Source organism: Streptomyces sp. NPDC053560, assembly GCF_044544605.1.
Lineage (GTDB): Bacteria > Actinomycetota > Actinomycetes > Streptomycetales > Streptomycetaceae > Streptomyces.
In genome coordinates this window covers 101,853-127,894 of record NZ_JBITXI010000020.1, presented here as the reverse complement: position 1 = coordinate 127,894, position 26,042 = coordinate 101,853, and the positions used below count along the sequence as shown (strand labels likewise).

General features: G+C 73.4%; 23 protein-coding genes. 13 read left to right on the top strand and 10 right to left on the bottom strand.

What is annotated here, in order from left to right:
• Nucleotides 1-19 precede the first annotated feature (19 nt).
• The 3 genes from ACIGQF_RS35750 to ACIGQF_RS35740 are packed head-to-tail and all read left to right on the top strand — an operon-like array spanning nucleotide 20 to nucleotide 1,907.
• The gene (locus ACIGQF_RS35750; RefSeq protein WP_399719351.1) at nucleotides 20-898 is read left to right on the top strand and encodes an ATP-binding cassette domain-containing protein; all 879 of its coding nucleotides are present in this window, start codon (nucleotides 20-22) and stop codon (nucleotides 896-898) included.
• On the top strand, nucleotides 895-1,563 hold the full coding sequence (locus ACIGQF_RS35745) for an ABC transporter (protein WP_399719349.1): 669 nt from the start codon (nucleotides 895-897) through the stop codon (nucleotides 1,561-1,563). The genes ACIGQF_RS35750 and ACIGQF_RS35745 overlap by 4 nt, the downstream gene beginning before the upstream one ends.
• Nucleotides 1,564-1,604: 41 nt before the next feature.
• Entirely contained in the window at nucleotides 1,605-1,907 is a 303-nt protein-coding gene (locus ACIGQF_RS35740; protein ID WP_399719427.1) for a hypothetical protein, read from the top strand.
• Between the two features lie 66 nt (nucleotides 1,908-1,973).
• Here the strand turns inward: ACIGQF_RS35740 and ACIGQF_RS35735 are convergent, their stop codons facing one another.
• Together ACIGQF_RS35735 and zapE are read right to left on the bottom strand one after the other, a co-directional pair.
• Nucleotides 1,974-3,335, bottom strand: a complete 1,362-nt coding sequence (locus ACIGQF_RS35735) for an alkaline phosphatase PhoX (protein WP_399719348.1) — start codon at nucleotides 3,333-3,335, stop codon at nucleotides 1,974-1,976.
• Nucleotides 3,336-3,481: 146 nt separating this feature from the next.
• On the bottom strand, nucleotides 3,482-4,564 hold the full coding sequence (gene zapE / locus ACIGQF_RS35730; RefSeq protein ID WP_399719425.1) for a cell division protein ZapE: 1,083 nt from the start codon (nucleotides 4,562-4,564) through the stop codon (nucleotides 3,482-3,484).
• Between the two features lie 240 nt (nucleotides 4,565-4,804).
• On the opposite strand from zapE, the gene ACIGQF_RS35725 reads away from it, so the two are divergent.
• Complete coding sequence (locus ACIGQF_RS35725) at nucleotides 4,805-5,557, top strand: pyrimidine reductase family protein (protein WP_399719345.1); 753 nt, start codon at nucleotides 4,805-4,807, stop codon at nucleotides 5,555-5,557.
• Nucleotides 5,558-5,721: 164 nt separating this feature from the next.
• Entirely contained in the window at nucleotides 5,722-6,222 is a 501-nt protein-coding gene (locus tag ACIGQF_RS35720; RefSeq protein ID WP_399719342.1) for an indole-3-glycerol phosphate synthase, read from the top strand.
• A gap of 236 nt (nucleotides 6,223-6,458) precedes the next feature.
• Here the strand turns inward: ACIGQF_RS35720 and ACIGQF_RS35715 are convergent, their stop codons facing one another.
• Together ACIGQF_RS35715 and ACIGQF_RS35710 are read right to left on the bottom strand one after the other, a co-directional pair.
• Entirely contained in the window at nucleotides 6,459-7,145 is a 687-nt protein-coding gene (locus tag ACIGQF_RS35715) for an ABC transporter ATP-binding protein (RefSeq protein WP_399719339.1), read from the bottom strand.
• 55 nt (nucleotides 7,146-7,200) lie between these two features.
• On the bottom strand, nucleotides 7,201-8,268 hold the full coding sequence (locus tag ACIGQF_RS35710; RefSeq protein WP_399719337.1) for an ABC transporter permease: 1,068 nt from the start codon (nucleotides 8,266-8,268) through the stop codon (nucleotides 7,201-7,203).
• A gap of 301 nt (nucleotides 8,269-8,569) precedes the next feature.
• On the opposite strand from ACIGQF_RS35710, the gene ACIGQF_RS35705 reads away from it, so the two are divergent.
• The 4 genes from ACIGQF_RS35705 to msrB all read left to right on the top strand — a co-directional run bounded on the left by ACIGQF_RS35705 (nucleotide 8,570) and on the right by msrB (nucleotide 12,403).
• Entirely contained in the window at nucleotides 8,570-9,760 is a 1,191-nt protein-coding gene (locus tag ACIGQF_RS35705) for a sensor histidine kinase (RefSeq protein WP_399719422.1), read from the top strand.
• Nucleotides 9,757-10,428, top strand: coding sequence for a response regulator (locus ACIGQF_RS35700; RefSeq protein WP_399719334.1), 672 nt, complete (start codon nucleotides 9,757-9,759; stop codon nucleotides 10,426-10,428). Before ACIGQF_RS35705 ends, ACIGQF_RS35700 begins: the two co-directional genes overlap by 4 nt.
• 127 nt (nucleotides 10,429-10,555) lie before the next feature.
• Entirely contained in the window at nucleotides 10,556-11,953 is a 1,398-nt protein-coding gene (gene murC / locus ACIGQF_RS35695) for a UDP-N-acetylmuramate--L-alanine ligase (protein ID WP_399719331.1), read from the top strand.
• A gap of 42 nt (nucleotides 11,954-11,995) precedes the next feature.
• Entirely contained in the window at nucleotides 11,996-12,403 is a 408-nt protein-coding gene (gene msrB / locus ACIGQF_RS35690; protein WP_399719328.1) for a peptide-methionine (R)-S-oxide reductase MsrB, read from the top strand.
• 111 nt (nucleotides 12,404-12,514) lie between these two features.
• On the opposite strand, the gene ACIGQF_RS35685 is transcribed toward msrB, so the two are convergent.
• On the bottom strand, nucleotides 12,515-13,531 hold the full coding sequence (locus tag ACIGQF_RS35685; RefSeq protein WP_399719324.1) for a GlxA family transcriptional regulator: 1,017 nt from the start codon (nucleotides 13,529-13,531) through the stop codon (nucleotides 12,515-12,517).
• A gap of 195 nt (nucleotides 13,532-13,726) precedes the next feature.
• Here ACIGQF_RS35685 and ACIGQF_RS35680 point away from each other — a divergent pair, with 195 nt between their 5' ends.
• Entirely contained in the window at nucleotides 13,727-14,317 is a 591-nt protein-coding gene (locus ACIGQF_RS35680; protein WP_399719321.1) for a cysteine hydrolase family protein, read from the top strand.
• A gap of 36 nt (nucleotides 14,318-14,353) precedes the next feature.
• Here the strand turns inward: ACIGQF_RS35680 and ACIGQF_RS35675 are convergent, their stop codons facing one another.
• Nucleotides 14,354-15,427: an ATP-dependent DNA ligase gene (locus tag ACIGQF_RS35675; protein WP_399719318.1), complete on the bottom strand. Its 1,074-nt coding sequence runs from the start codon at nucleotides 15,425-15,427 to the stop codon at nucleotides 14,354-14,356.
• A gap of 74 nt (nucleotides 15,428-15,501) precedes the next feature.
• On the opposite strand from ACIGQF_RS35675, the gene ligD reads away from it, so the two are divergent.
• Nucleotides 15,502-16,584: a non-homologous end-joining DNA ligase gene (gene ligD / locus ACIGQF_RS35670; RefSeq protein ID WP_399719316.1), complete on the top strand. Its 1,083-nt coding sequence runs from the start codon at nucleotides 15,502-15,504 to the stop codon at nucleotides 16,582-16,584.
• A gap of 19 nt (nucleotides 16,585-16,603) precedes the next feature.
• On the opposite strand, the gene ACIGQF_RS35665 is transcribed toward ligD, so the two are convergent.
• On the bottom strand, nucleotides 16,604-18,124 hold the full coding sequence (locus tag ACIGQF_RS35665) for a PucR family transcriptional regulator (protein ID WP_399719419.1): 1,521 nt from the start codon (nucleotides 18,122-18,124) through the stop codon (nucleotides 16,604-16,606).
• Between the two features lie 196 nt (nucleotides 18,125-18,320).
• On the opposite strand from ACIGQF_RS35665, the gene ACIGQF_RS35660 reads away from it, so the two are divergent.
• Entirely contained in the window at nucleotides 18,321-19,793 is a 1,473-nt protein-coding gene (locus ACIGQF_RS35660) for a purine-cytosine permease family protein (RefSeq protein WP_399719314.1), read from the top strand.
• A 25-nt stretch (nucleotides 19,794-19,818) separates the two neighbouring features.
• Here the strand turns inward: ACIGQF_RS35660 and treZ are convergent, their stop codons facing one another.
• Entirely contained in the window at nucleotides 19,819-21,609 is a 1,791-nt protein-coding gene (treZ, locus tag ACIGQF_RS35655) for a malto-oligosyltrehalose trehalohydrolase (RefSeq protein ID WP_399719311.1), read from the bottom strand.
• A gap of 68 nt (nucleotides 21,610-21,677) precedes the next feature.
• Nucleotides 21,678-22,595: a GNAT family N-acetyltransferase gene (locus ACIGQF_RS35650; RefSeq protein ID WP_399719308.1), complete on the bottom strand. Its 918-nt coding sequence runs from the start codon at nucleotides 22,593-22,595 to the stop codon at nucleotides 21,678-21,680.
• Between the two features lie 286 nt (nucleotides 22,596-22,881).
• Between ACIGQF_RS35650 and ACIGQF_RS35645 the strand changes: the two genes are divergently transcribed.
• Nucleotides 22,882-23,427, top strand: a complete 546-nt coding sequence (locus tag ACIGQF_RS35645; protein ID WP_399719304.1) for an FHA domain-containing protein — start codon at nucleotides 22,882-22,884, stop codon at nucleotides 23,425-23,427.
• Here ACIGQF_RS35645 and treY read toward each other — a convergent pair.
• Complete coding sequence (treY, locus tag ACIGQF_RS35640; protein WP_399719302.1) at nucleotides 23,414-26,032, bottom strand: malto-oligosyltrehalose synthase; 2,619 nt, start codon at nucleotides 26,030-26,032, stop codon at nucleotides 23,414-23,416. The two genes, ACIGQF_RS35645 and treY, sit on opposite strands and share 14 nt — an antisense overlap.
• Between the last annotated feature and the right edge of the window lie 10 nt (nucleotides 26,033-26,042).

Below are 26,042 nucleotides of genomic sequence, written 5' to 3'. Positions count from 1 at the left end.
GGCACGGAGGCGGATCCGCATGAAGCTGCACAAGGTGGGGCGGCGGTACGGGCTGCGCGGCCCCTGGGTGCTGCGCGACGTCGACCTCGAAGTGCCGCGCGGCACGCTGCTGCGCTTCGAGGGCACGAACGGCAGCGGCAAGTCGACGCTGCTGCGCCTGTTCGCCGGCATCGACGCGCCCAGCACGGGCCGAGTCACGGGACGCCCGCGCACCGCGTACGTACCGGAGCGCTTCCCCGCCGCGCTGCCCTTCACCGCCCTCGGGTACCTCAGCCACCTCGGGCGCGTCCACGGGCTGCGCGGCGCCGAGCCGGCCCGCCGGGCCACGGAGTGGCTGGAGCGCTTCGGGGCGGCCGGTCACGCCCGTACGCCGCTCGCCGAGCTGTCCAAGGGCACCAGCCAGAAAGTCGCCGTGGCGCAGGCACTGCTCGCCGAGCCCGAACTGCTCGTCCTGGACGAGGCGTGGACCGGCCTGGACCGCACGGCGCGCGGCACGCTCGACCGTGCGGTGGCCGAGCGCGTGGCGGCGGGCGGCACCGTCGTCTTCGTCGACCACGACCCGGCACGCCTGGCCGGTGCCGCGGACGCCTCCTATCGGGTCGTGGACGCGCGCCTGCGGCCCCAGGAGACGGCCATGCGCACGGCGGGCGCAGCGCCGGGCCCACGCGTGACCGTCGTGGCGCAGGGACCGCCCGGCGCCGTACCGCCCGAGAGTCTCCCGGGGGCGCCCGTCACCGCACCCGGCCCGGACGGCACGACCCGGTTCACCGTGCATGCCGCGCACTCCGACACGCTGCTGCACGCCCTGCTGACGGCCCGCCCGCCCTGGCACATCCACGCCGTGACCCCCGAAGAAGCCCGTACCGACCGGACCGCACCGAGGCCTGAATCCCCGTGATCCCGCTGCTCCGCTACCACTTCGCGCTGCTCATCGGTTCGCACCGCTGGCTGCCGCCCGCCGTCCTGTACGCCGCGTACGTGGCGATCGGCATCCGGGCCGGCGACCCGGTGCTCGACGGGTTCGGATACGTCGCGGCACCCCTGCTGCCCGTGGCCGCGTGGCTGGTGCGGGCCGGCGTGACCGCCGAGCCGCCCGCCGCCCGGGCCTGCACCGCGGCGGCCGTCGGCCCCGGCCGCGCGCACCTGGCGGCGGTGTCCGTCGCCGCACTGGCCGCGACGGCGCTGGGGGTGCTCGGTACGGCCTTCACCGCGCTGGTCTCCGATCCGCACAGCGCCGACCATCGCGTCGCCGTACCGATGGGGCCCGCGATCCTCGCCGGGGCGCTCACGGCCCTGTGCTGCGTCCTGTTGGGCACGGCCGTCGGGGCGCTGGCCAACCGGCCGGTGGTGCGCAGCCCGGGCTGGGCGATCCCCACGGGCGCGCTGGCCGCCCTGCTGCTGCTCGTCGCCGCGGGTTCGCCCGCGAACGCCGCGGTCAGCGGCCTGGTGACCGGCTCGCCCCGCGGTACGGTCACGGTGCCCTGGCTGCCGCTGGGCATCGCCGCACTGATCGCGGCGGCGGCCGTCGCCGGGGCCTGCGCGCTCAGCTCCCGCCGCACCTGAGCCGCGCCCGGGGCCCGGGCACAGGGCTTAGGCTCAGGATCATGCCGACCGACAGCCAGCGCCCGGATCCCGAAGACGCACCGCTCGCGGGCCCCGGGGAGGAGACCCCCGATGCGTCTCGGGCGGAGACGTCCGGTGCTTCCCGAGAGAAGGCACCCGCCGCCTCCCACGAGGAAGCACGCGTCGCCTCCCATGAAGAGGCACCCGCGGCGGCCCATGAGGAGCCGTTCGCGGAGTGCGTCCTGTGCCGGGCGTCCACCGAGTACCCGGAGTCCACGCCGGGCATCGTCCTGTGCCCGCGCTGCGAGTGGCAGGAGGCCCAGCGCACCGCCTGCTCGGGCTAGCGGACAGGCGGTACGCGGTCACTTCGGGCGCACGGCGGCCGGGGCCGGAGCGGCCCCGTCAGCGCGTCAGAACGGCCCCGTCACCGCGAACGTCGTTCCCGGCGTGTAGCAGTTCACGTACATCGTGCGTCCGTCCGGCGCGAAGGTGACGCCGGCGAACTCGCCCCACTCCGGCTTCTCCGGCGTCCCGATGTTCTGCCGGCCGCGCGCCATCGGGTACACCGAGCCCTTCCTCGTCACGCCGAAGACGTGCTGGGCGCCCTCGCCGTCCTCGCACACCATCAGGCCGCCGCTGGGCGCGAGGCAGATGTTGTCCGGGGACTCGCCGGGCAGCTGAAGGTCCGCGTCGGGCCCGAAGACGACCACCAGCGTCAGCCGCCGCGCCTTCGGGTCGTACCGCCACACCTGCCCGTAGTGGTCGGCGGCCGACCCCTCGTCGCGGTGCGCGAAGCTGGACACGAAGTACACACTGGAGCCGCCCCAGTAACAGCCCTCCAGCTTCTGGGCGTGTGTGATGCCCTTGCGCCCGAAGTCCTGGAAGCGGATGGCGGTCTGCTTGGCCAGCGGGTCCGGGACGTCCACCCACTCGATGCGGTCGAACGTCGCGCCCGTCTCCTGGATGGCGGAGAGGTCCTTCACCCCCGGAACGCGCATGGCCTGCAGCCGGCCGCCCGCGCGCAGTGAACCGATGCCGCCCATCGGCTTGTTCGGGTGGAAGCGGTAGAAGAGCCCGAACGGCTTCTCGAAGGCGTCCTCGGTCTCGTAGACCGTGCCGTCCCGCGGGTCGATGGCGATCGCCTCGTGCTGGAAGCGGCCCATGTCCTCAAGAGGCACGGCCCCGGTACGGCGCGGGTCGTACGGGTCGACCTCGAAGATGAAGCCGTGGTCCTTGGTGTAGCCCTCCTCGCCCGCCTTGTACTCGGTCTCCTCGCAGGTCAGCCACGTCTTCCACGGGGTGGGCCCGCCCGCGCAGTTGGTGGAGGTACCGGCGATGGCGACCCGTTCGGAGACCACCTCGTTGTGCGCGTCGACCTCGATGGCGGTGCAGCCGCCCTCGCCCATGGGGTCGTACGTGATGCCGTCCACGGTGGGCACGGCGGCACGCGACTTGCGGCGGTTCTCGTGGTTCCGCACGAGGTGCGTGTGGCCGCGGCGGCCGCGAAAGGCGGCCATGCCGTCGCAGTTGCTCGGCACCTTGCCCTCTCCGGAGAGCAGCGGGGCGCCCTCCCGGGAGAGCACCTTGTAGCGGAAGCCCTTGGGAAGGTCGAGCAGGCCGTCCGGATCGGGAACCAGCGGTCCGTAGCCGCCGCGGCCCATGCCCTGGGCGCTGGCGGTGCCGGCGAAGATCTCCGAGACGGCGCCGGAGAAGACGATCCCCGCCCCCACCGCGCCGGTTCTTGCGAGCATCTGACGTCGTGTTGCGGACATGAGGCAACTCCCTGCTGGCGGACAGGTGATGACCGCATGTGTGTACCACGCCACACGTCCGCCGGGAACCACGCGCGTAGAAGTGCCCCGGGGAGCCCTGACCGGGCCTCCGGCGCCCTCGCGGGAGCGCCGGGGCCGCCCGGGGCCTACTTCTCCGTCAGCTGCTTGGCGTCCCGCGCCAGCGCCGTCAGACGCGATATCGCGCGGAAGTACTTCTTGCGGTAGCCGCCCTTGAGCATCTCCTCGCTGAACAGCTCGTCGAACGGCTTGCCGGACGCCAGCACCGGCACCTCCCGGTCGTAGAGCCGGTCGGCCAGCACGACCAGCCGCAGCGCCGTGGACTGATCCGGCACCGCCTGTACGTCCGTGAGGCAGACTGCCTCGATGCCGTCGCACATGGCGCCGTACCGGCTCGGGTGCACCTTCGAGAGGTGGTCCAGCAGCGCGGGGAAGTCGTCGAGCGAGGCACCGGGCGTGGCGTACGCGACGCGGGTGACGGTCTGGTCGTCGAACGGCGCGGGCGCCTCGGGCAGTCCACGGTGGCGGTAGTCCTGGCCATCGATGCGCAGCGGGCGGAAGTGCGCGCTCAGCCCCTGGATCTCGCGCAGGAAGTCGGCGGCGGCGAAGCGGCCCTCGCCGAGCTTGCCGGGCAGGGTGTTCGAGGTGGCGGCCAGTGCCACGCCGTGCTCGACCAGCTTGGCGAGCAGGGAGGAGACCAGCACCGTGTCGCCCGGGTCGTCCAGTTCGAACTCGTCGATGCACAGCAGGCGGTGCCCGCTGAGGGTGCGGACCGTCTCCTGGAAGCCGAGCGCACCGACCAGGTTGGTCAGCTCCACGAAGGTGCCGAACGCCTTGAGCTCCGGTGGGGCCGCCGTCGCGTGCCACAAGGAGGCCAGCAGGTGGGTCTTGCCGACGCCGTAGCCGCCGTCCAGGTAGACGCCGCGCGGCCCCTTGGGCGCCTCGGGCTTCTTCGAGAACCAGCGCCGCTTGCCCCCCGAAGGGCTCGCGGCGCCTCCGATGCTCGCCGCGAAGGAGCTGAGCACCTGCACCGCCTCGGCCTGGCTGGGCTGTGCCGGGTCCGGGATGTACGTCTCGAAGCGCGCGCTCTGGAAGCGCGGCGGCGGCACCATCTCCGCGACCAGCCGGTCGGCGGGGACGTGCGGGGCACGCGCGGTGAGCGCGGCCGGAGCCGCGTCGTCCGAGGGGCCGGCGGCGGCCTGGCCGGTTATCGGAGCGGGCTGCGAGGGCGACGAGGGGTTCGAAGGTGACACAACGCTCCAGGGTAGTCGCTGCGGGGCAGCGACTAAGCCGCTGAGCGAGACATGTCACACGGCCTTCTCCGTGCCACACTGCGGCCTATGCGACGTCTGTTCCCTTCTCCAGCCCAGCCCGCGCCGTCCGGAAATGTTTCGCCCGAAGGAGCTGCCCGAGTGGTGGTGTCATCGCCGCCTGAGGGGTACCGGGAGTGGATGGACGACCGGGAATGGACGCTGGACGAGCTGGCGGACGCCTACGCGTATCCGGAGGAGACGCGGGCGGGGGCGCGGGGCACGGCGGCACACGGATGGCTGCGCGCCAACATGGTGTCCTCCGTGGACGGCGCCGCGCACCACGAAGGCCGCTCGCAGCCGCTCTCCAGCGACGCCGACATGCGCATCTTCGGAGTGCTGCGGGGGCTGGCCGACGCGGTGGTGGTCGGCGCGGAGACGGTGCGCCAGGAGGGGTACCGGCCGGCGAAGGCGAGGGAGGCCTTCGCGGCGCGCCGGGCGGCGGCCGGACAGGGGCCGGCCCCGGCGATCGCCGTGGTGACCGCGAGCCTGGACCTGGACTTCTCGCTGCCGCTCTTCACGCAGCCGCCGGTGCCCACGGTGCTGCTGACCGGTGCCGCCGCCGATGCCGACCGGGTGCGGGAGGCGCGCGCCGCCGGCGCGGAGGTGATCTTCGTCGGGGAAGGTGCGGCGGTGGACCCCGCGCGGGTGACCGGCGCGCTCGCGGACCGGGGGCTCACCCGGCTGCTCACGGAGGGCGGGCCGCGGCTGCTCGGCCAGTTCGCCGCGGCGGGCGCGCTGGACGAGCTGTGTCTGTCGCTGGCGCCGCTGGTGGTGGCGGGGGACGCGCCGCGGATCATGAACGCGCCCGGCCTGGCGGTACCGGAACGGTTCCGGCTGGCTTCCGTGCTGGAGGAGGCCGGCTTCCTGTTCACTCGCTACCGCCGGCCGTGAACCGTTTCACCCGGCGTCCTCGGTGATCGACGGAATTTCCCGTTCCGCTTAGCTTCCATTGGGCACACTAAAGGACAAAGGCCCCGCCCCGCGGCGGGGCAGGATGGTTTCTGTCGGGCCGCTCCCCGGGGCGGCCCATGAAGCGGAGAAGAAGGGCACGCGTCGTGTTCACGAGCGTATTGATGATCGAGAAGCCTCTGGCGCCCGCGGACGTGGAGTTCGTGACCACGCTGCACGGCGACGACGAGGTCTCCTTCGTCGTCCTCATGCAGCCGCGCGGCGAGCAGGACGTCTTGCTGCGGGCCATCGACGACGTCGCCCTCGGCGAGTTCGACGAGGCGGTGCGGGAGGGTGACGAGCCAGAGGGCGAGGAGGCGGAGCCGCCCGCTGAGCGGGCCCTGTCGTCCACCCTGCAGCAGCTGCGGAACGCGGGCGCTGAGGCCATTGGGCAGGTGGTCGAGGACCACCCGCTGGACCTGCTGCGGTCGGTCGTCGACCAGACGGGGGCCGATGAGGTGATCGTGCTGACCGCGCCGCACTTCGTGGAGGAGTTCTTCCACCGTGACTGGGCCTCGCGGGCTCGGCACAAGGTCGGGGTGCCTGTGCTGAAGCTGTTTTCCCATGCGGGGGAGCCGGCGGGGGAGCGGGATTCGCCAGCCGGCTGACGCGCTGTGACGCCCGCGGGGGCGGTTGGTGGCTGGTGCCCGCCGTTGCCGGGTGCGGCGCCGTTTCGCCTGCGACGGGCGGGGCCGCTGCGCGGGGCTTGACGTCACGGTGCCGGGCCTCCGCGGCAGGGGGTCCGGACTGCTTCGCTTTACGTCCGGACCCCCTACCGCTCCGGCCCGTCCCCTCCCGTCCGTGGGTGCTGGAAAGGCGGGGTGGGTGGGGGTTCTGTTGGGTGTCAGGTGGCCGTTGGTGATTGTGGGCCGAGTCGGCCGTCCTGGACCGTCACTACCGTGTCCGCCGATTTCAGGTGTGAGGGGTCGTGGGTTACGAGGACCGTGGCTGTGGCGCGTTCGTGGGTGAGGGCGGTCAGCAGTTCCAGTACGGCCGCGCCGCGTTCCTGGTCCAGGGCGCTGGTGGGCTCGTCCACGAGGAGGACCGACGGCTCGTTCATGAGGGCCCTCGCGATGTTGACGCGTTGGCGTTGGCCGCCCGAGAGCTGGTGGGGGCGGCGGTCGGCGTGGTCCGCCAGGCCCACCGAGGCCAGCAGCTCGCGCGCTCGTGACGCCGCCCTGCGGGGTGACCGGCCGGCCACGTGGGCCATCGCCTGGAGTTGTTCGGCCGCGGTCAGTGAGGGGAGGAGGTTGGGCTGCTGGAACACCGTGCCGACCTTGTCGCGGCGGAGTGCCGTCAGCCGGGCGCGGCTCATCCCGGTGGTCGCCACGCCGTCGATCGTGACGGTGCCGCGGTCCGGGGTGATCAGGGTGGCGGCCACCGCCAGCAGGCTGGACTTGCCGGACCCCGAAGGGCCGATGACGGCGGTCGTCGAGCCGGCCGGTACGTGGAGTGATACCGCGTCCAGTGCGGTCAGCCGGGCGTCGCCGTCGGGGTAGGTGAGGGTGACGTCGGTCAGGGCGAGGGTCATCGGGCGCTCCACGGGGTGTTCGGGGCGGTACGGGGGCCGGGGCGAGGGTGGAGCGTCACCGGGCGCTCCCGAGGGCCGTCAGGGGGTCCACGGAGGTGATGCGGCGGACGGCCAGGGCCGCGCCGGCCGCGCCCAGCGTGATCATGATCAGCGCCGGTACGAGCACGGTGGCCGGTTCCAGGACGAAGGGCACGGTGCCGCCGACCGCCGCGCCCACTCCGGCCGCGAGCGCGGTGCCCAGCCCCGTACCGAGGGCCAGCAGGACGACTGCCTGGCCCAGCGCGTCCTTGAGGAGGTAGCGGGTCGAGGCGCCGAGCGCCTTCAGCACGGCGACATCGCCGCTGCGCTGGATCGTCCATACGGTGAAGAACGCGCCGATGACCAGCGCCGAGATGGCGAAGAGGAAGCCGCGCATCAGTTGGAGCGAGCCGTTCTCGGCGGTGTAGGAGCCGATGGCCCGGAGGGAGTCGGCGGTGCTCAGCGTTGTGGTGCCGAGTCGTCGGTCGGCCGCTGCCAGGTCGGCGGGCGTGGCGTTCCGGGTGGTCAGTGCGAGGACGGTCGAGCCGGCCGCGCTTCCGCTCAGTCGCTGCCAGTCGGCGAGGGAGAGCCATGCGACGGGGGTGTGGCTGTACATCGCTTCGCCTGCGACGGCCGTCACCTGCAGGCGCTGTCCGGCGAGTGTGAACCGGTCGCCTGTCTGTACGCCCAGTTCCTCGGCGGCCTGGTGGGAGAGCACCGCCCTGCCGGGTGCGACCCGCTGTGCCTCAGGGGTGGAGCCGGGGCGGACTCCGAAGGCGGACAGTGCGGCGCTTCGTGAGCCGGACTCGGCCTTCGTGGTGGCGATGCCCAGCGGATCGGCCCGCTCCACTCCGGGCACGGTGGCCCAGCGCTCGGCGGTCTTCGTGCTGATGCGTGAGTCGGTGAACGAGACGTCGTCCGCGGCGGGGGAGGAGAATACGAGGTGGTCGGCGGGCAGGTGGGTGATCGCCGAGGTGTTCTCCCGGCCGAGGCCGGCCGTCAGGCCGGACAGCAGTCCCACCAGCACGGTGATCAGCACGATGACGGTCCCCATCAGGGCGAACCGGCCCTTGGCGAACCTCAGGTCTCTCCAGGCGACGAACACGGTCCTTGGACGTCCTTTGCGCACGGTGCCGGGTCCGGTGCCCGGCGGTTGTCGTTCAATGTCGCCGGGGTGGGGTGCACCGGGCATCGCGCGGCGGAGGGCTTCCCGCGGATGGAAAGAGGGCGGTATCGGTCAATCTTTCGGTTGATGCCGGAGGGGTGGGGTTCGCCTAGCCTTGAGGAGCGCCCCGGGGGCGGAGCGGCGCCCCGTACCCGTACGAGTACGTGAAGACCGGAATGAGCACGTGAACCCGCACTCCCTCACCCCCGTCCTCCGTGTGCTGCGTCTCTGCCTGCACCTGATGGTCGCCGCGCTGCTGGCGCTCGCCGCGGGCCGCGCGGCCGCCGCGCATGCGCCCGACACGCCGGCCGTCATCGGGGCGGCGATCGTGCTCGCCCTCGTGTACGCGCTCGGGCCCGTCCTCCCGAAGGTCTCCGCCGCGCCCGCTGCCGCCGCCCTCTGGCTCGCTGCCGTACTGGCCGTCTGGGCGACCCTGGTCCTGCTCACCCCGGACGCCGTGTGGATCGCCTTCCCGCTCTTCTTCGTGCAACTCCACCTGCTGCCCCTGAGGTGGGCGCTGCCGGTCGTCGCGGTCACCACCGCCGTGGCCGTCGGGGGCTTCGGGTGGCACGCCGGCACGCTCACCGTCGGCACGGTCATCGGGCCCGCTCTCGGCGCGGCCGTCGCGGTCGCCGTCGTGCTCGGGTACCAGGCGCTGTACCGGGAGAGCGAGCAGCGCCGCCGCGTCGTCGAAGAGCTGACGGAGGCCCGCAACGACCTGGCCGCCGCCGAACGCACCGCGGGGGTCCTGGCCGAGCGCGAACGGCTCGCGCGCGAGATCCACGACACCCTCGCCCAGGGCCTGTCCAGCATCCAGCTGCTCCTGCGCGCCGCGGAACGCTCCCTGCCCGAACGTCCCGGGGACGCCCTCGGTCACGTACGGCACGCCCGCGAGGCCGCCGTCGACAACCTCGCGGAGGCCCGCCGCTTCGTCCGTGCCCTGAGCCCACCCGGCCTGGAACACGGCTCGCTGCCCGCCGCCCTGGAGCGGCTGTGCGCCACCACGGCACGCGCTTCCGGACTGGCCGTGCACTGCCATGTGTCCGGTACGCCCACGGGCCTGCCCACCGCCCAGGAGGTCGCCCTGCTCCGCATCGCCCAGTCGGCGCTGGCCAACACGGTGCGGCATGCCGCGGCACAACGGGCGGAGCTGACGCTCAGCTACATGGACACCGAGGTCGCCCTCGATGTCGTGGACGACGGAACCGGGTTCCGGCCCGATACGGTCCCGGTCCCCGGTACGGACACCGAGGGCGCCGGCTTCGGCCTCGCCGCGATGCGCGCCCGTGCGCGGGCCCTGCACGGCACCTTCGTGGTCGAATCGGCGCCGGGGGAGGGGACGGCCGTCGCGGTCACCTTGCCCCTCGCGCACCCGCCCCATGCTGACCTGCCCACCACCCCGCCCGACCCCTCCGAACAGGCCCGCACGTGACCGACACTCCCCGCACCGGCAGCCCCGCCGCCCCGGAAGGCGGCCGTATCCGCCTCCTCCTGGCCGACGATCACCCCGTGGTACGCGCCGGGCTGCGGGCCGTCCTGGAGACGGAACCGGACTTCGAGGTGGTCGCCGACGTCCCCACCGCCGAGGAATCCGTGGCGCTCGCGGCCACGCTCGGCGTCGACGTGGTCCTCATGGACCTCCAGTTCGCGGGCGAGATGCGCGGCGCGCAGGCCACCGCCGAGATCACCGCCCAGGAGGGCGCGCCCCGCGTCCTGGTGCTCACCACGTACGACACGGACGCCGACATTCTCGCCGCCATCGAGGCGGGCGCCACCGGCTACCTCCTCAAGGACGCGCCGCCCGAGGAACTGGCCGCCGCGGTCCGCACCGCGGCGGCGGGGAAGTCCGCGCTCGCGCCGGCCGTCGCGCTGCGCCTCATGGACCGCATGCGCACCCCCGCGGCCGCGCTCTCGCGCCGCGAGACCGAGGTGCTGCAGCTGGTCGCAGACGGCCTGTCCAACGCGCGGATCAGCAAGCGGCTCTTCCTCAGCCAGGCGACCGTGAAGTCCCACCTCGTGCACATCTACACCAAGCTCGGGGTCGACTCCCGCACGTCCGCGGTCGCGGCGGCGACGGCGCAGGGACTCATCCGGCGCTGAGCCGCGCCGCGTGGCGGGGGCCGACCGGCCGTGGCCGGGTTTGTCGGTGCGGGGTGCGAGAATCGAGCCCGACCGACAAGCCGGCCGGCGACCGCCGGCCGACCACACCGACCAGGGAGACGTCACGATGGCACCCGGCATCCCGGCCGCGATGGACCGACCGCACTTCATCGGCATCGGCGGCGCCGGCATGTCCGGCATCGCGAAGATCCTGGCGCAGCGCGGCGCCGCCGTGGCGGGCAGCGACGCCCGGGAGTCGGCGACCGTCCTGGCCCTGCGCGAGGCCGGCGCCACGGTGCACATCGGCCACGCCGCCGAGCACCTCGCGGCGGACGCCACCAGCGTCGTCGTCTCCTCGGCCATCCGGGCCGACAACCCCGAGCTGGCCGCAGCGGCCGAGCGCGGCATCCCCGTCGTGCACCGCTCCGACGCCCTGGCCGCCCTGATGGACGGCGCCCGCCCCCTCGCCGTCGCCGGCACGCACGGCAAGACGACCACCACCTCCATGCTGGCCGTCGCCCTCACCACCCTGGGCCTCGACCCCTCGTACGCCATCGGCGGCGACCTCGACGCGCCCGGCTCCAACGCCCGGCACGGCGCGGGGGAGATCTTCGTGGCCGAGGCCGACGAGTCGGACCGCAGCTTCCACAAGTACGCCCCGGAAGTCGCGATCATCCTCAACGTCGAGCTGGACCACCACGCCAACTACGCCTCGATGGACGAGATCTACGAGTCCTTCGAGACCTTCGTCGGCAAGGTGCGCCCCGGCGGCACCCTCGTGATCTCCGCCGACCACCCCGGCGCCCGCGAGCTGACCGCCCGCGTCCGCGGCCGCGCCGACCTCTCGGTCGTCACCTACGGCGAGGCCGAGGACGCCGACGTGCGGGTCGTCAAGATCAACCAGCGCGGGCTGACCAGCGAGGTCACCGTCACCCTCACGAACGGCAAGGTCCTCACCTTCACCGTCTCCGTGCCCGGTCGGCACTACGCCCTCAACGCCGTCGCGGCCCTCGCCGCCGGCACCGCGCTCGGCCTCCCGCCGCACAACCTGGCCTCCGCCCTCGGCTCGTACACCGGTGTCAAGCGCCGCCTCCAGCTCAAGGGCGAGGCCAAGGGCGTCCAGGTCATCGACTCGTACGCGCACCACCCCACCGAGATGACCGCCGACCTGGAGGCGATCCGGGGCGCCGCCGCCGGCTCCCGCGTACTCGTCGTCTTCCAGCCGCATCTCTTCTCCCGCACCCAGGAGCTGGGCCGGGAGATGGGCCAGGCGCTGGCGCTGGCCGACGCCTCCGTGGTCCTGGACATCTACCCGGCCCGCGAGGACCCGATCCCCGGCGTGACCAGCGACATGATCGTGAAGGCCGCCGAGGCGGCCGGCGCGACGGTGGCCGCCGAGCACGACAAGGGCGCGATCCCCGAGGTCGTCGCCGGAATGGCGGGCCCCGGTGACCTTGTTCTGACCATGGGCGCGGGCGACGTGACGGAGCTGGGACCCGAGATCCTGGCCCGCCTCGACGCCTGAGGCGGACCCACCGGACACCCACCGGCCCGAAGGAGCGAGAGCATGGCCTACGAGATCGACAAGCCCGACGAGCAGTGGCGCGCGGAGCTGAGCCCCGCGGAGTACCACGTCCTGCGCGAGGCCGGCACGGAGCCCGCCTTCGTCGGCGAGTACACCGACACCGAGACGTCCGGCGTCTACTCCTGCCGGGCCTGCGGCGCGGAGCTCTTCCGGTCGGACACGAAGTTCGCCAGCCACTGCGGCTGGCCGTCCTTCTACGACCCGAAGGACTCCGACGCCGTCGAGCTGCTGGAGGACCGCTCCCACGGCATGGTCCGTACGGAGGTCCGCTGCGCCCGCTGCGGCTCCCACCTCGGTCACGTCTTCGAGGGCGAGGGCTACGCCACCCCCACCGACCAGCGCTACTGCATCAACTCCATCTCGCTGCGACTGGCCGCCGACGAGGGCTGAGCCCGGCGGGCCGGCCATTCCGGCGCGCACGAACGGGGCCCCGCCTCCTGGGCAGGGCCTCGTCGCTCGTACCGAGCGGATGAGCCGTACGGGTGAGGCGCACGGCGCGCCTCACCGCGCGGCGAAGCGGAATCCGTTGCGGTACTCCGTCGGTGTGGTCGCCAATTGGCGGCGGAAGGCCCGGATGAGGGTGTCGACGGTGCCGAAGCCGCAGGTCCCGGCGATGCGTTCGAGGGTGTCGTCGGTGGATTCCAGCCGGTTGCGGGCGAGTTCGACGCGGGCGGACTCGATGTACGCGGCCGGTGTCATGCCGAGGTCGGCCTTGAAGATGCGCGAGAGCTGGCGTTCGGAGACGTGCGCGTACGCGGCCAGGTCGGCGAGGCCGAGCGGCCCGGACAGGTTGCGGCTGATGTAGTGCCGCAATTCCTCGATCCGGCGGGTGGGGGAGACGGGTTCGAGGGGCACGGAGAACTGGCTCTGTCCGCCGGGGCGCTTGAGGTACATCACGAGCTGGCGGGCCACGCGCAGCGCCGCGGCCTCGCCGAAGTCCTCGGCGACCAGGGCCAGGGACAGGTCGAGGCAGGAGCTGATGCCCGCGCCGGTCCACACGGCGCCGTCGCGGATGAAGATCGGGTCGGCGTCCACGGTGACGGCCGGATGGTCGGCGGCGAGCTGGCGGGCGGTCGACCAGTGCGTGGTCGCGCGCTTCCCGTCGAGCAGGCCGGCGGCGGCCAGGATGTGGGCGCCGACGCACACGGAGGCGACGCGGCGCGCGGTGCCGGCGAGCTGCTCGACGCGGGCGGTGACGGCCGGTTCCGCCAGGGCGGTCACGCGCCGGTCGGCGTCGATGCGTACGGAGCCGGGTACCAGGAGTGTGTCGATGCCCCGGCCGGTCACCTCGTCGAACGTGATGTCGGGCAGGACCCGCACCCCGGCGGCGGTGGTGACCGGCTCCGCGGTCTCCGCGGCCAGCAGCACCTCATAGCCGGTACCAGCGCCGGTTTCGGCATCGGTATCGGTGCCGATCTCGCGCCGCAGCAGGGCGAAAACCTCCGGCGGCCCGGTGATGTCCAGCAGGTCGACGCCGTCGAAGACGACGATGACGACGAGTCGTTCCGGTGCGGGCACGCATCCCCCTCGTGTGTGACTGGAACTGCTGAGTGTCCGGAGTTGCCGACCCCGCTGAGTGTCCGGAGCAGTCGCGTGTCCGGATCTGCAAGTTGCCTGACATTGCCGACATCGACGAGCGGATCGTAGCGTCGAACACATCGGCGCCGCCAGGCGACCGGCGCCCCAACACCCCGCCTGAGAAGGGCTTTTACCATGACTACGACGACGCTGCGGCAGCTCAACGGATTCGACGAGGCCCCGGCCTCCCTCGCCGACGCCACGCTGATCATGGTCGACTTCCAGCGCACCTACACCCGGGGCGTGCTGGAGCTGCCCGGCTGGCGCACGGCGCTGGACGCCGCCGCGGCGCTGCTGGCGCGGGCGCGCGAAGGGGGGACACCGGTCGTCCACGTCGCCCACGACGGCGGCCCCGGCACCCCGTACGACATCCGCGCGGAGATCGGCTCCCTCCACCCCGACGTGGCGCCGGCGGACGGCGAGCCGGTCGTGGTGAAGCATGCGCCGAACGCGTTCCACGACACCGACCTGCAGCAGAAGGTCGAGGCCGCCGGCCGCAAGAACGTGATCATCGCGGGCTTCATGACGCACATGTGCGTCACCTTCACCGCCGAGGGCGCGTTCCTGCGCGGCTACGCGCCCACGGTCGTCGCCGACGCCTGTGCCACGCGGCCCCTGACGGGCGCCGGTACCGACCTGTCCGCCGAGCAGATCCACCACAGCGCGCTCGCCACGATCGGAGACCACTACGGCGTCGTCGTCGCCAAGGGTGCCGACCTGGCGTAGCGCCCGGCGCGACGGCCACGGGGCCTGCCGCGCGGCTCACTTCACCGTGCGGGTCAGCACCTTCCCCAGGTCATACCGCACCGGCTCCTCCAGCTGTGCGTACGTGCAGCTCTCCGGCGTACGGTCCGGCCGCCAGCGGCGGAACTGAGCGGTGTGCCGGAAGCGCTGCCCGTTCTCCATGTGGTCGTACGCGACCTCCAGGACGCGCTCCGGGCGCAGCGGCACCCACGACAGGTCCTTCTTGCCGCTCCAGCGGCTGGGCGCGCCGGGCATCCGCGCGGACTCGTGGGCCTCCTCGTTCGCCCAGTCGGCCCAGGGGTGGCCCGTCGCCGACGTCATGCGCAGCGGCTCCAACTCCGTCACCAGTTCCTCGCGCCGCTTCATGGAGAACGCGGCGCACACCCCTACGTGTTGCAGCGTCCCGGCCGCGTCGTAGAGGCCCAGCAGCAGCGAGCCGACCACCGGACCGCTCTTGTGGTAGCGGAAGCCGGCCAGTACGCAGTCGGCCGTGCGTTCGTGCTTGACCTTGACCATGACCCGCTCGTCGGGCCGGTACGGCATGTCCAGCGGCTTGGCGATCACGCCGTCCAGCCCGGCGCCCTCGTACTGCGTGAACCACTCGGCGGCGACGTCGCGGTCGGTGGTGGCGGGCGCGAGGTGTACGGGGGCCTCGGTGCCCCGCAGCGCTTCGGTGAGCCGTGTTCGCCGCTCCTTCTGGGGCGTGCTCAGCAGCGCTTCGTTGTCCAGTGCCAGCAGGTCGAACGCCACGAAGCCGGCCGGGGTGCGCTCGGCGAGCAGGTCCACCCGGGACTTGGCGGGGTGGATGCGTTCGGTGAGCGCGTCGAAGTCCAGCCGGTCGCCGCGCGCGATCACGATCTCCCCGTCGAGGACGCAGCGTTCGGGGAGATTGGCGCGCAGCGCCTCGACCAGTTCAGGGAAGTAGCGGGTGAGGGTCTTGCCGGTACGGCTGCCGAGCTCGACCTCGTCGCCGTCCCGGTAGACGATGGCCCGGAACCCGTCCCATTTGGCCTCGTACTGCATGCCGGGCGGGATCTTCGCCGCCGGCTTCGCCAGCATCGGCTTCACGGGCGGCATCACCGGGAGATCCATGTCTCGATTGTGCGCGTACGTCCCTTGTGTCGCCCGGCGAGCGCACCCGGCCGCGCGCCCTTACCGTGGCGGTCATGGGCGGTGCAGGCGGTACCGGAGGCGCGCGGGGCGCCGGAGCTGCGCGCGGGACCAGGGGTGCGGGCGGCGCTGCGGGCGACGCCGAGAGCGCGGCGACGGAGATCGAGGCCGGCGGCCGTACCGTACGGCTGTCGCACCCGGACAAGGTCTACTTCCCGGAGCGCGGCTTCACGAAGCTGGACGTGGCGCAGTACTACCTGGCCGTCGGCGACGGCATCATCCGTGCGCTGCGCGACCGGCCGACGACCCTGGAGCGGTACCCGGACGGCGTCACGGGTGAATCGTTCTTCCAGAAGCGTGCCCCGAAGAACAAGCCCGACTGGCTCCCGACGGCCCACATCACCTTCCCCAGCGGCCGCTCCGCCGACGAGATCTGCCCCACCGAGGTCGCCGCCGTGCTCTGGGCGGCCAACCTCGGCTGCCTGACGTTCCACCCCTGGCCGGTCCGCCGCGACCGGCCCGACCACCCCGACGAGCTGCGCATCGACCTCGACCCGCAGCCGGGCACCGACTACAAGGACGCCGTACGGGCCGCCCACGAGCTGCACGCGCTCCTGGACGAACTGGGGCTGCGCGGCTGGCCGAAGACCTCCGGGGGCCGCGGTCTGCACGTCTACGTACCGATCGAGCCGCGCTGGACCTTCACCGAGGTGCGGCGCGCGGCCATCACCCTCGGCCGCGAGCTGTCCCGCCGGATGCCGGACCGGGTCACCACGGCCTGGTGGAAGGAGGAGCGCGGCACCCGGGTGTTCGTCGACTACAACCAGATGGCACGGGACCGCACCATCGCTTCCGCCTACTCGGTCCGCCCGCGGCCGCGTGCCACCGTGTCCGCGCCGCTGGACTGGGACGAGCTGGACGACGCCGAGCCGTTCGACTTCGACCTGGGCACGATGCCGGCCCGGTACGCGGAACGGGGCGACGTGCACGCCGACATGGCCGACCACGCCTTCGGACTGGAACGCGTCTTTGAACTCGCCGAGCGCGACGCCGATCTCGGTGACCTGCCCTATCCGCCCGATCACCCGAAGATGCCGGGCGAGCCCACCCGCGTCCAGCCGAGCCGCGCCCGGCACTGAGGCGCCGGCCCGCCGGGTGCTAGACCCGGCCCCCGCGCCGGATGCGCGTCGCCAGCCACAGGTCGAAGCGGTCGTCCGCGTCGTCGAGCCGGCGGCCGGTGAGGGCCATCGCCTTGTCGAGCCGGTTGCGGACGGTGTGCCGGTGGACGCCCAGCCGGCGGCTGGTGGTGTCCCAGGAGCCGCCGGACTCCAGCCAGGCGGCCAGCGTCCCGATCAGCTCCTCGCCGTTGTCCGTGAGGTCGAGGGGGCCGAGGACGGCGTCCGCGTAGCCGAGGAGGGTGCGCCGGTCGCCCAGCTCCAGGAGCAGTCGGCTGGCCTGGCTCTCCCGGGCCTCGACAGGCTCGCCCGCGGCCCGGCTCAGGCCCAGCAGCCCGGCGGCCTGCCGCAGGGACGTCCGGACGGCCTCCGGGGCCGTCAGCGGGCCGAGACCGGCCGGGCTGCCCGGGGCGAAGCGGCCGAGGACGTCGCGTACGTCCAGCTCCGCACCGACCACCGCCTCGACGAGGCCGCCCTCCGTGGCCCGCACCAGCCCGCCCGGCACGGCGAGGGCGAGATCGGCGGCCGACTCCTGGGCGGTCTCTCGTGGGGCCTCGAACACCACGCCCCGTACGCGGTCGGCGGCGAGCCCCACGGAGGCGAGGATGTCCCGCGCACGGCCCGTGGCCCGCTCCTGGCCGGCCTCCGGCTCGGCGAGCAGTTCGGCGAGGAGTGCGGAGCGGCGGCGCCGCTCGGGCTCGTCCATGAGGTGGCGGCGCTCCAGCTCCAGGGAGAGCAGCGAGACGAGGCCCGGTACGACGGCGCGGGCCGCGGCGTCCGTGCCGCCGCTGAGGAGGAGCAGGCCGCGCAGCCGGCGGGCGCCCAGCGGCTGCACCTCCAGCTGCAGCCCGCCGGCCGTACTGGCGGCGCTGCCGCGCAGCCCTCGGGAGGCCACCCGGTCGATGAGGTCGCGGGCGTCGTCCACCACGGGGGCGGCGTCCGGCCCGCCCGAGGCGAGCAGCCGGCCCATGGGGTCGAGGACCGCGGCGCCGACCCCGGTGGCGGCCGTCCACTCCTCCAGCATCGGGCGCAGCCCGTTGTCGGTGGCCGCCGCGGTCAGCCGCCGCTGGGTCGCGAAGGCCCGCTGGAGCACCTGCCGCTCCTCGTGGGCGCGCGCCTCGAAGACCGCCTTCGTGACGGCGATGAACGGCACCTCGTCCGGGACGGTGAGCAGCGGCAGCCCGGCCTCCTGTGCCGCGTCCACCAGGGGCTGCGGCGCCGCCTGGTACGGCAGGCCGTGCCCGAGGCCGAGCGCCAGGGCCGCGGCCCCGCCGGCCGCCACGTCGGCGACGTACGCCCGGCAGTCGGCGGGCTCCATCGGGAGCAGCAGGCCGATGGTCATCAGCAGCTCGCCGCCCTGCAGCCACTCCCCGGGACGCAGCAGGTCGGAGACGGTGGCGGCCTCGATCGTGCGGTCCAGCAGCCCGGGCGCCGGGTCGCCGGTGACCGAGAGGTTCAGGTCGGCACGGGCCAGGAGGTCGGTGAGGTACAGCGGCATAGACATAGTGTCCATCACATATCTATCGGATGGACGATCGGGCGATCGAAGCGGCTCCGAACGGGCCCGTAGGTTCACACCACCGTGCTGAGACACGGGCCGCACCATCCCCGCGGGCCGTTCCCGTCCCCGTGCGGCTCCCCAGCCGCTCACCGTTCCCGTACGGCCCCGCGCCGCTCACCGCACCACCCGAGGAGGACCCATGGCTGCCCCCAGGGTCGAACAACGCTCGATCGACTACGTGCCCGTGCGCGAGCGCCACGGCAAGGTCTGGCACCAGGGGCCGTTCTGGTTCACCGGGAACTTCGTGCTCACCACGATGGTCACCGGGTTCCTCGGTCCCGAGCTGGGGCTCGGCCTGGGCATGTCCGTACTGGCCGTGGTCCTCGGCGCCTGTTTCGGCACCTTCTTCATGGCGTTCCACGCCAACCAGGGCCCCCGGATGGGCCTGCCGCAGATGATCCAGTCGCGGGCCCAGTTCGGCACCCGCGGGGTGATCGTCCCCTTCGCCGCCGTGGTCTTCGTCTACATCGGCTTCAACGTCTTCAACGTCGTGCTGGCCACCGAGGGCCTGCAAACGGTGCTCCCCGGCGGCACCACCCTCTGGTACGCGCTGATCATCGCCGTCGCGATCGTCCTCGCGGTCGTCGGCCATGATCTGCTGCACCTCGTCCAGCGCTGGCTGACCTACGTACTGATCGCCGTGTTCGGCGTCCTCACCATCGGCGCGATCGTCCAGCTGGACCCGGGTACCGCGCACGCCGCGGCGTCCGGAGGCGGCTCGACCTGGACCTCCTTCCTGGTCGTCTTCTCCGCGGCGGCCGGCTACCAGATCAGCTACGCCATCTACGTCTCCGACTACTCCCGCTACCTGCCGCGCGACGTCTCGGCCCGCAAGGTCATCTGGTGGACCTACGCCGGCGCTGCCGGTTCCGCCGTCTGGCTGATGTCGCTCGGCGCGCTGCTGTCCTCCGCGCTGCCCGAGCCGGGCGCGATCACCGGTATCCGCCAGGTCGGCAACGCCATCCTGCCCGGCTTCGGCACCTTCGCCGTAGTGGTCTCCTCCGTCGCTCTGATCGGCATCACGGCGGTCAACGCGTACGGCGCGATGCTCACCACCACCAGCGCCGTGGACGCCTTCCGCACGGTCAAGCCGACGGTCCGGCTGCGGGTCGCCGGTATCGCGGCGGTGGGCGTCGTCATCTTCGTCGTCGCCATGTCGCTCCCGGAGAACTACCTGGAGAGCTTCAACACGTTCGTGCTGATGATGCTGTACTTCCTGGTGCCGTGGACCGCGGTCAACCTGGTGGACTTCTACTGCGTGCGGCGCGGCCACTACGCGGTCACCGCGATCTTCGACTCGAAGGGCGGCATCTACGGCCGCTGGTCCTGGCGCGGCATCGTCTCCTACGCCGTCGGCTTCGTCACGATGATCCCGTTCTTCGCCACCCACGCCTACGAGGGCCCGGCCGCCGAGGCGCTGGGCGGTGCCGACCTGTCCTTCGTGCCCGGCCTGCTCATCGGCGGCGGCCTGTACTACCTGCTCACCCGCAACCTCGACCTGAAGGCGGAGCTGGCGGCCGTGGCAGTCAGCGAGCGGGAGCTGGACGGCGACCCGGAGCAGGCGGACGGTGAGCCGGCCGCCGCGCCCGAGGCGGAGCGCAGCACCTCCTGAAGCCCCGCCGGCCCCCGGAGCCGCGTCACGTCCCGAGGACCGTCACCGACTCCGGGGGCAGCCGCAGGAGCCCGTCCCCGCCGGGCTCCTGCGGCGCGGGCCATCCCGCCAGCGGCCGTGCCCCCTCGTACGGCACCGGCACGGCCGCCGTACGGGTGGGGTGCAGGTTCACGGCCAGCAGCACCCCGCCGGGGCCGTGGCCGGCCGTACGGTCCAGCCGCAGCCACCGCCCGTCCTCGTCGTACGTCACCCGCGTCCGCGTCAGGTCCGGGTCGGTGAGCGCGGCACGGTCGCGGCGGAGCGCGAGCAGCGTGCGGTACCAGCCGAGCAGATCGGCGTGCGGGGCGCGGCCCGGCTCCTTCCAGTCCAGGCAGGAACGCTCCCGCGTGGCCGGGTCCTGCGGGTCGGGGATGTCCTCGGCCTGCCAGCCGTGCGAGGCGAACTCCCGGCGGCGTCCCTCGCGCACCGCCGCCGCCAGCCCGGGGTCGGTGTGGTCGGTGAAGAACTGCCAGGGCGTACCGGCGCCCCACTCCTCACCCATGAAGAGCATCGGCGTGTACGGAGCACACAGCACGAGGGCCGCGGCACACGCCTGGAGGGCGGGCGAGAGCTGCTCCGAGAGGCGGTCGCCGAGCGCGCGGTTCCCGATCTGGTCATGCGTCTGGGCGTAACCGAGCAGGCGATGTGCAGGGACGGTGTGCGTGTCCAGCGGCGCGCCGTGCGTACGCCCCCGGAAGCTGGAGTACGTGCCGGCGTGGAAGAAGCCGCTGCTCAGAGTGGTGGCCAGGGCCGCCATCGGGGCCTGCGCGAAGTCCGCGTAGTAGCCCTGCGACTCACCGGTCAGTGCGGTGTGCAGGGCGTGGTGGAAGTCGTCGTTCCACTGGGCGTGCAGACCGTGCCCCCCGTAGGGGCGAGGGGCGATGGTGCGCGGATCGTTGAGGTCGGACTCGGCGATCAGGAACAGCGGCCGGCGCAGCTGCGTGCCGAGCGCGTCGACCGCCTCCGAGAGCTCGGCGAGGAAGTGCCGGGCCCGGCCGTCGTGCAGCGCGTGCACGGCGTCCAGGCGCAGCCCGTCGATCCGGTAGTCGCGCAGCCAGGACAGGGCGCTGCCGAGGAAGTAGGCGCGTACCTCGTCGGACCCGGGGGCGTCGAGATTGACGGCGGCGCCCCAGGGGGTGTGGTGGGTGTCGGTGAAGTACGGCCCGAAGGCGGACAGGTGGTTGCCGTCGGGGCCGAGGTGGTTGTGCACGACGTCCAGGACGACGCCGAGCCCGAGGCCGTGCGCGGCGTCCACGAAGCGCTTCAGCCCGTCCGGGCCGCCGTACGGTTCGTGCACCGCCCAGGGGGCTACGCCCTCGTATCCCCAGCCGTGGGTGCCCGGGAAGGGGCAGACCGGCATCACTTCGATGTGCGTGATGCCGAGGTCCTTCAGGTGCGGCAGCCGTTCGATGGCGGTGTCGAATGTGCCGCCGGGCGTGAACGTGCCCATGTGCAGCTCGTAGAGGACGGCGCCGGGCAGTCCGCGGCCCGGCCAGTCGTGCTGCCAGGCGTACCGGGCGTGGTCCACGACCGCCGCCGGGCCGCCGGGCCCGTCCGGCAGCCGGGCGGCGCGCGGGTCGGGCAGCGGCTCGCCGCCGTCCAGCCGGAAGGCGTACCGGTCCCCGTGGCGGGCCGGCGCCTCCGCCCGCCACCAGCCCGTACCGGAGGGGCAGCGCGTCAGGGGGACGGTCACGGGGGCCGCGTCCCGGCCCCCGTCGCCGTCCCACCGTTCGAGCGCGACCCGCTCGGCTTCCGGAGCCCACACCTCGAAGAGCACGACGGCCTCTCCCTCCTCGCCACGGCACGGCGACGCGCCCCCGCGGACACCGATGCGCCTGCGCGCGTCTACCTGTCGAAGAAAGCACGCTCCTGGGTGACGGGGTAGCCCGCCTTGGCGAATGCCGCCGCCATTGGGGTGTTGTGCTGGTCCGTATCGGCGACGATCCGGTCCACGCCGAGCGAGGCCAGCCGGCGTGTGCAGTCGACCAGCAGGTCGTAGGCGTAGCCGTGGCCACGTTGGCCGGGAACCACCCCGATGAAGCCCACGATCGGGGCGGCGTGGTTACGGGCCGGGACGTGCAGCCCCACCAGGTCGCCCGCGGGCGTGTACGCCACCCGCCACCACTCGCGCGGCGACGGGCACCAGTGGAAGAACGCCAGCTCCTCGCGGGCGGCCTGCTCGATGCCGCCCGCGGCGACGGCCTGCCGGGCGTGCATGTCCAGCGAGCCCCGCTCGACCTGCCGCAGCACGTCCAGGATCACCTCGTCGTCCGGCTCGGGCCGGAAGACCAGCCGCCCGGGGTCCGCGGGCACGCCGCACTCCGGGGTCCAGTCGTACCGGAAGCGCTCGACCACGGGGCGCAGCCCGGCGGCCCGTACGACGGCGATCCGGGCCTCCGCCGCGGCCCGTACGTCGGGCCGGTCGCGCCAGTCGGGCGGCAGCATCAGCACGTACTCGGCGGACAGCGGGGCGGTACGCAGCAGCTCCGCCGCGGCGGCCGCCTCGCCGGGCGCGAAGTCCAGCCGGTCCAGGGAGAGCGGGCGGGAGTCGTCCGGGCCCGCCCACCACGCGGCGCGTGCCACGACGACGCCGTCGCGCAGCGCGACCCAGGTCCAGTCGGGGCGGTACTCGCCGCCGGCCGTGCGCGTGGCGTAGGGGCGGCCGAAGAGTTCGTGGCCCAGGAGCGGGGCCGTGGGGTCGTCCAGGGTGTGGAAGAGATGCGCGTCGCCTTCGGTGAGCGCGCGGATGACCGGATCGGTCATGGGGAGGGGTCCTCTCGGGGAGCGCGCTCCCGATGGCCCGTCAGCGTATGGAGCGGGCGGCGCGGGAGTGCGCGAACAGGTCATGGGCCGTGCCGTACATGCCGTTCCGCCTCCTTCCGCTCATGCGTTCCAAGCTGTGGCGAGACCATATCCTGGGCCACGCGCGGGGCGCCAGGGATTTTCCGCCGGAACTGATCGGGCCTGCGCACCGTCCTCCGAGATGGAGGCCGGGTGACGGCCGGGCCTCGTCTGGACAGGAACGCGGGCCCGCCGGAGAATCATGGACATGTCATCGCTCGAATTCCCGGCTCGGCCGGCCCGGTTGTCGGATGCAGAGCGGGACCGCGCGCTGGATCTGCTGCGCGAGGGCGCGGCCGACGGGCGGCTGTCCCAGGACACCTTCCTGCGCCGCCTGGAACTGGTGCTCTCCGCCCGTCAGCGCAGCGAACTGGAGCGGGCGACCGGCGACTTGGCGACCCGCGGCCGCTTCCAGGCCGCCGTGCTGCGCGCGGTCGGCAAGGCGTCCTCCTTCCATCTCACGGTCCGCAGGGCGTGGCGCACGGAGCGCCTCCCCAAGCTCCTGCTGCCCGACCCCGGACCGTTCCCCCTCCTGATCGGCCGTGCCCCGGGGGCCGGGCTGCGCCTCCACCACGACACGGTCTCCCGTTCCCACGCCCAGCTCCGCACCTCGGGGGAGACCTGGCTGCTGCGCGACCTCGGCTCCATGAACGGCACGTACGTCAACGGCCGCCGGGTCCTCGGCGAGGTCGCCGTGGCACCCGGCGACCACGTCAGCTTCGGCAGCGTCGCCTACGTGCTCACGGGGCGCTGAGCACGAGGAGCGCGACCGGCAGCCGGTCCAGGAGCGCGGACAGCGGTACGGACGCGCCCTCGAAGTCGCGGCCCGTGAGCAGGTCGTGCCAGACCCCGGACGGCGCGTCCGGCAGCCGCAGGGCGGCCGAGTGCCAGCCGCCGGACTCCGCGAGGCGCAGCGAGAGCCGCGTGGCCACGGTCACCGCGCGGTCCGCGCGGGCGAACGCCACACAGTGCCGGTACGGGTCGCCGTCGGCGTGCAGCGGCCGGTAGGTGCCCTCCGGGCCGAACCAGTCCGGGTGCGCCCGGCGCAGCCGCAGCGCGGCCGCGGTCAGCCGCAGCTTCTCGGCGGAGAGGTCCGGGAAGCCCTGCGGGTCGCCGGCCGGCGCGCCGCCGTCCGTACCGCCGTCCACGTCGGCCAGGAACTCCGGGGAGTAGCGCGCGGGCGCACGGTTGTCGGGGTCGACGAGCGCGGTGAACTCCCGCTCGGTGCCCTGGTAGAGGTCCGGTACGCCCGGCATGGTGAGGTGCAGCAGCGCCGCGCCGAGCACGTTGGCGCGGACGAAGGGGGACAGCTCGTCGGCGAACGCGGCCAGTTCGGCGGCGGCGGTGGGGCTGCACGGGCCCGCCTCCAGGAAGTCCGTGACCGACTCCTCGTAGGTGGCGTCCTGCTCGGTCCACGTGGTGTGCAGCGCCGCCTCCCGCACGGCCTTCAGGATCGCCGGCTCCAGCCTCTCGAAGGAGGCGCCGTCGTGCCCGTACGAAGCGGGGCCGTCCTGCCGGTACGGGGCGGCGCCGTCCTGCTGGCAAGAGGCGGCGTAGGCGCCCGCACCCGGAGCGGTCGCCGCACCTGCCTCCGGAGCGGTCGCCGTGCCCGCCCCCGGACCCGGGTGTGCCATTCCGAAGGCGGTCTGCCAGGCGGTCCACGCCATCTGCGGGTCGGGCTCCGGGCTGTCCAGGGTGAGGGCAGTGCGCGTGTTCAGGCGGGCCAGGACCTCGCGCCAGCCTTCGGGGCACTCGCTCAACGCGGCGATCCGGGCCCGGACATCGGCGCTGCGTTTCGTGTCGTGGGTGGACAGGACGGTCCCGGAGGTCGGCCAGTTCTCCTGGAGATGGCCGCAGAAGGCGTGGAAGGCGTCCACGGTGACCGCCGGGCACCCAGGGTCGCCGCCGACCTCGCAGGCCGACAACAGCGGCGTGTAGCGGTAGAAGGCGCGGTCCTCGACCGACTTGGCGTGCAGCGCCGAGGCGGTCTGCGCGAAGCGGGCGGCGAAGTCGGCGTGGTCCGCGCCGTCGTCGTCCTCGGCGCCGTCGGCCAGGCGGCCCAGGGCCAGGTCGCGCACCAGCTCCACGGAACGGGCCTCCTCGCGCACCTCGAAGGCGCCGGCCGCCCCCTCCGCGGCGGCCTCCAGCATCGCCGCGTCCCGTTCGGCGCACCACGGGTCCTGCGCGTAGGGCCGGTACACGGGCAGCCGGACGAGCAGTTCGTGCAGGGCGCGGCGCAGGGCCCAGGGGGCGTGGTCGCCGTGGTGCGGGGTGCGCTCACTGATGCGCGTCGCCGTCCGCACCAGGCGGTCGATCTCGGCCGCCAGTTCGTGGGTGACGACTTCGCAGGCGGCCTGCCGTACCGTTTCCTCCCAGTCGCCGCCGCGGTCCGCCAGCGGCGCCACCGTGTCTCGGTAGACCCCGAACAGCACGTCGGCGCCCTCCGGGCACACGAAGAGCCCGTCGATGTGGCGCAGTGCGTCGTATCCCGTGGTGCCCGCGCACGCCCAGCTCCGGGGCAGCCGTTCGCCGCCGGTGAGGATCTTCTCCACGACCGTCCAGCGCCCGCCGGTGGCCCGCGCCAGCCGCGCCAGGTAGCCCGCGGGGTCCGCGAGCCCGTCCGGGTGGTCGATGCGCAGCCCGTCGATCACGCCGTCCTCGACGAGCCGCAGCACCGTCGCGTGCGTCGCCCGGAAGACCTCGGGGTCCTCCACGCGGACCGCGATCAGCTCGGAGATGGTGAAGAAGCGCCGGTAGTTCAGCTCCGTGCGGGCCAGCCGCCACCAGGAGAGCCGGTACCACTGCGCATCGAGGAGCCGGGGGAGCGGCAGGCGCTCCGTACCGGGGCGGATGGGGAACGCGTGTTCGTGATAGCGCAGCACGTCCCCCTCGATGCGCATCATGGGCAGCTCGTCGGCCAGTCGGCCGCCCAGTACGGGCATCAGCAGCCGCCCGCCGTGCCCGCCGTCCCAGTCGATGTCGAACCAGCGGGCGTACGGCGAGGCGGGGCCGTCCCGCAGAACGGACCACAGCGGCCCGTTCAAGGAGGCGGGGGCGGGCCGGGCCATGTGGTTGGGCACCAGGTCCACCACGAGCCGCAGACCGTGTGCGGCGGCGGTCCGTGCCAGCGCGCGCAGCCCCTCCTCGCCGCCCAGTTCGGCGCGCACCACGGAGTGGTCCACCACGTCGTACCCGTGCGTGGACCCGGGGACGGCGCCGAGCACGGGCGACAGGTGCAGATGCGAGACACCCAGGTCGGCCAGGTACGGCACGGCCTTCTCGGCGGCCGCGAAGGGGAAGCCGGGCTGGAGCTGCAACCGGTAGGTGGCGGTGGGCGGCGCGCTGGATTCGGGCGTCATGGGGACACAC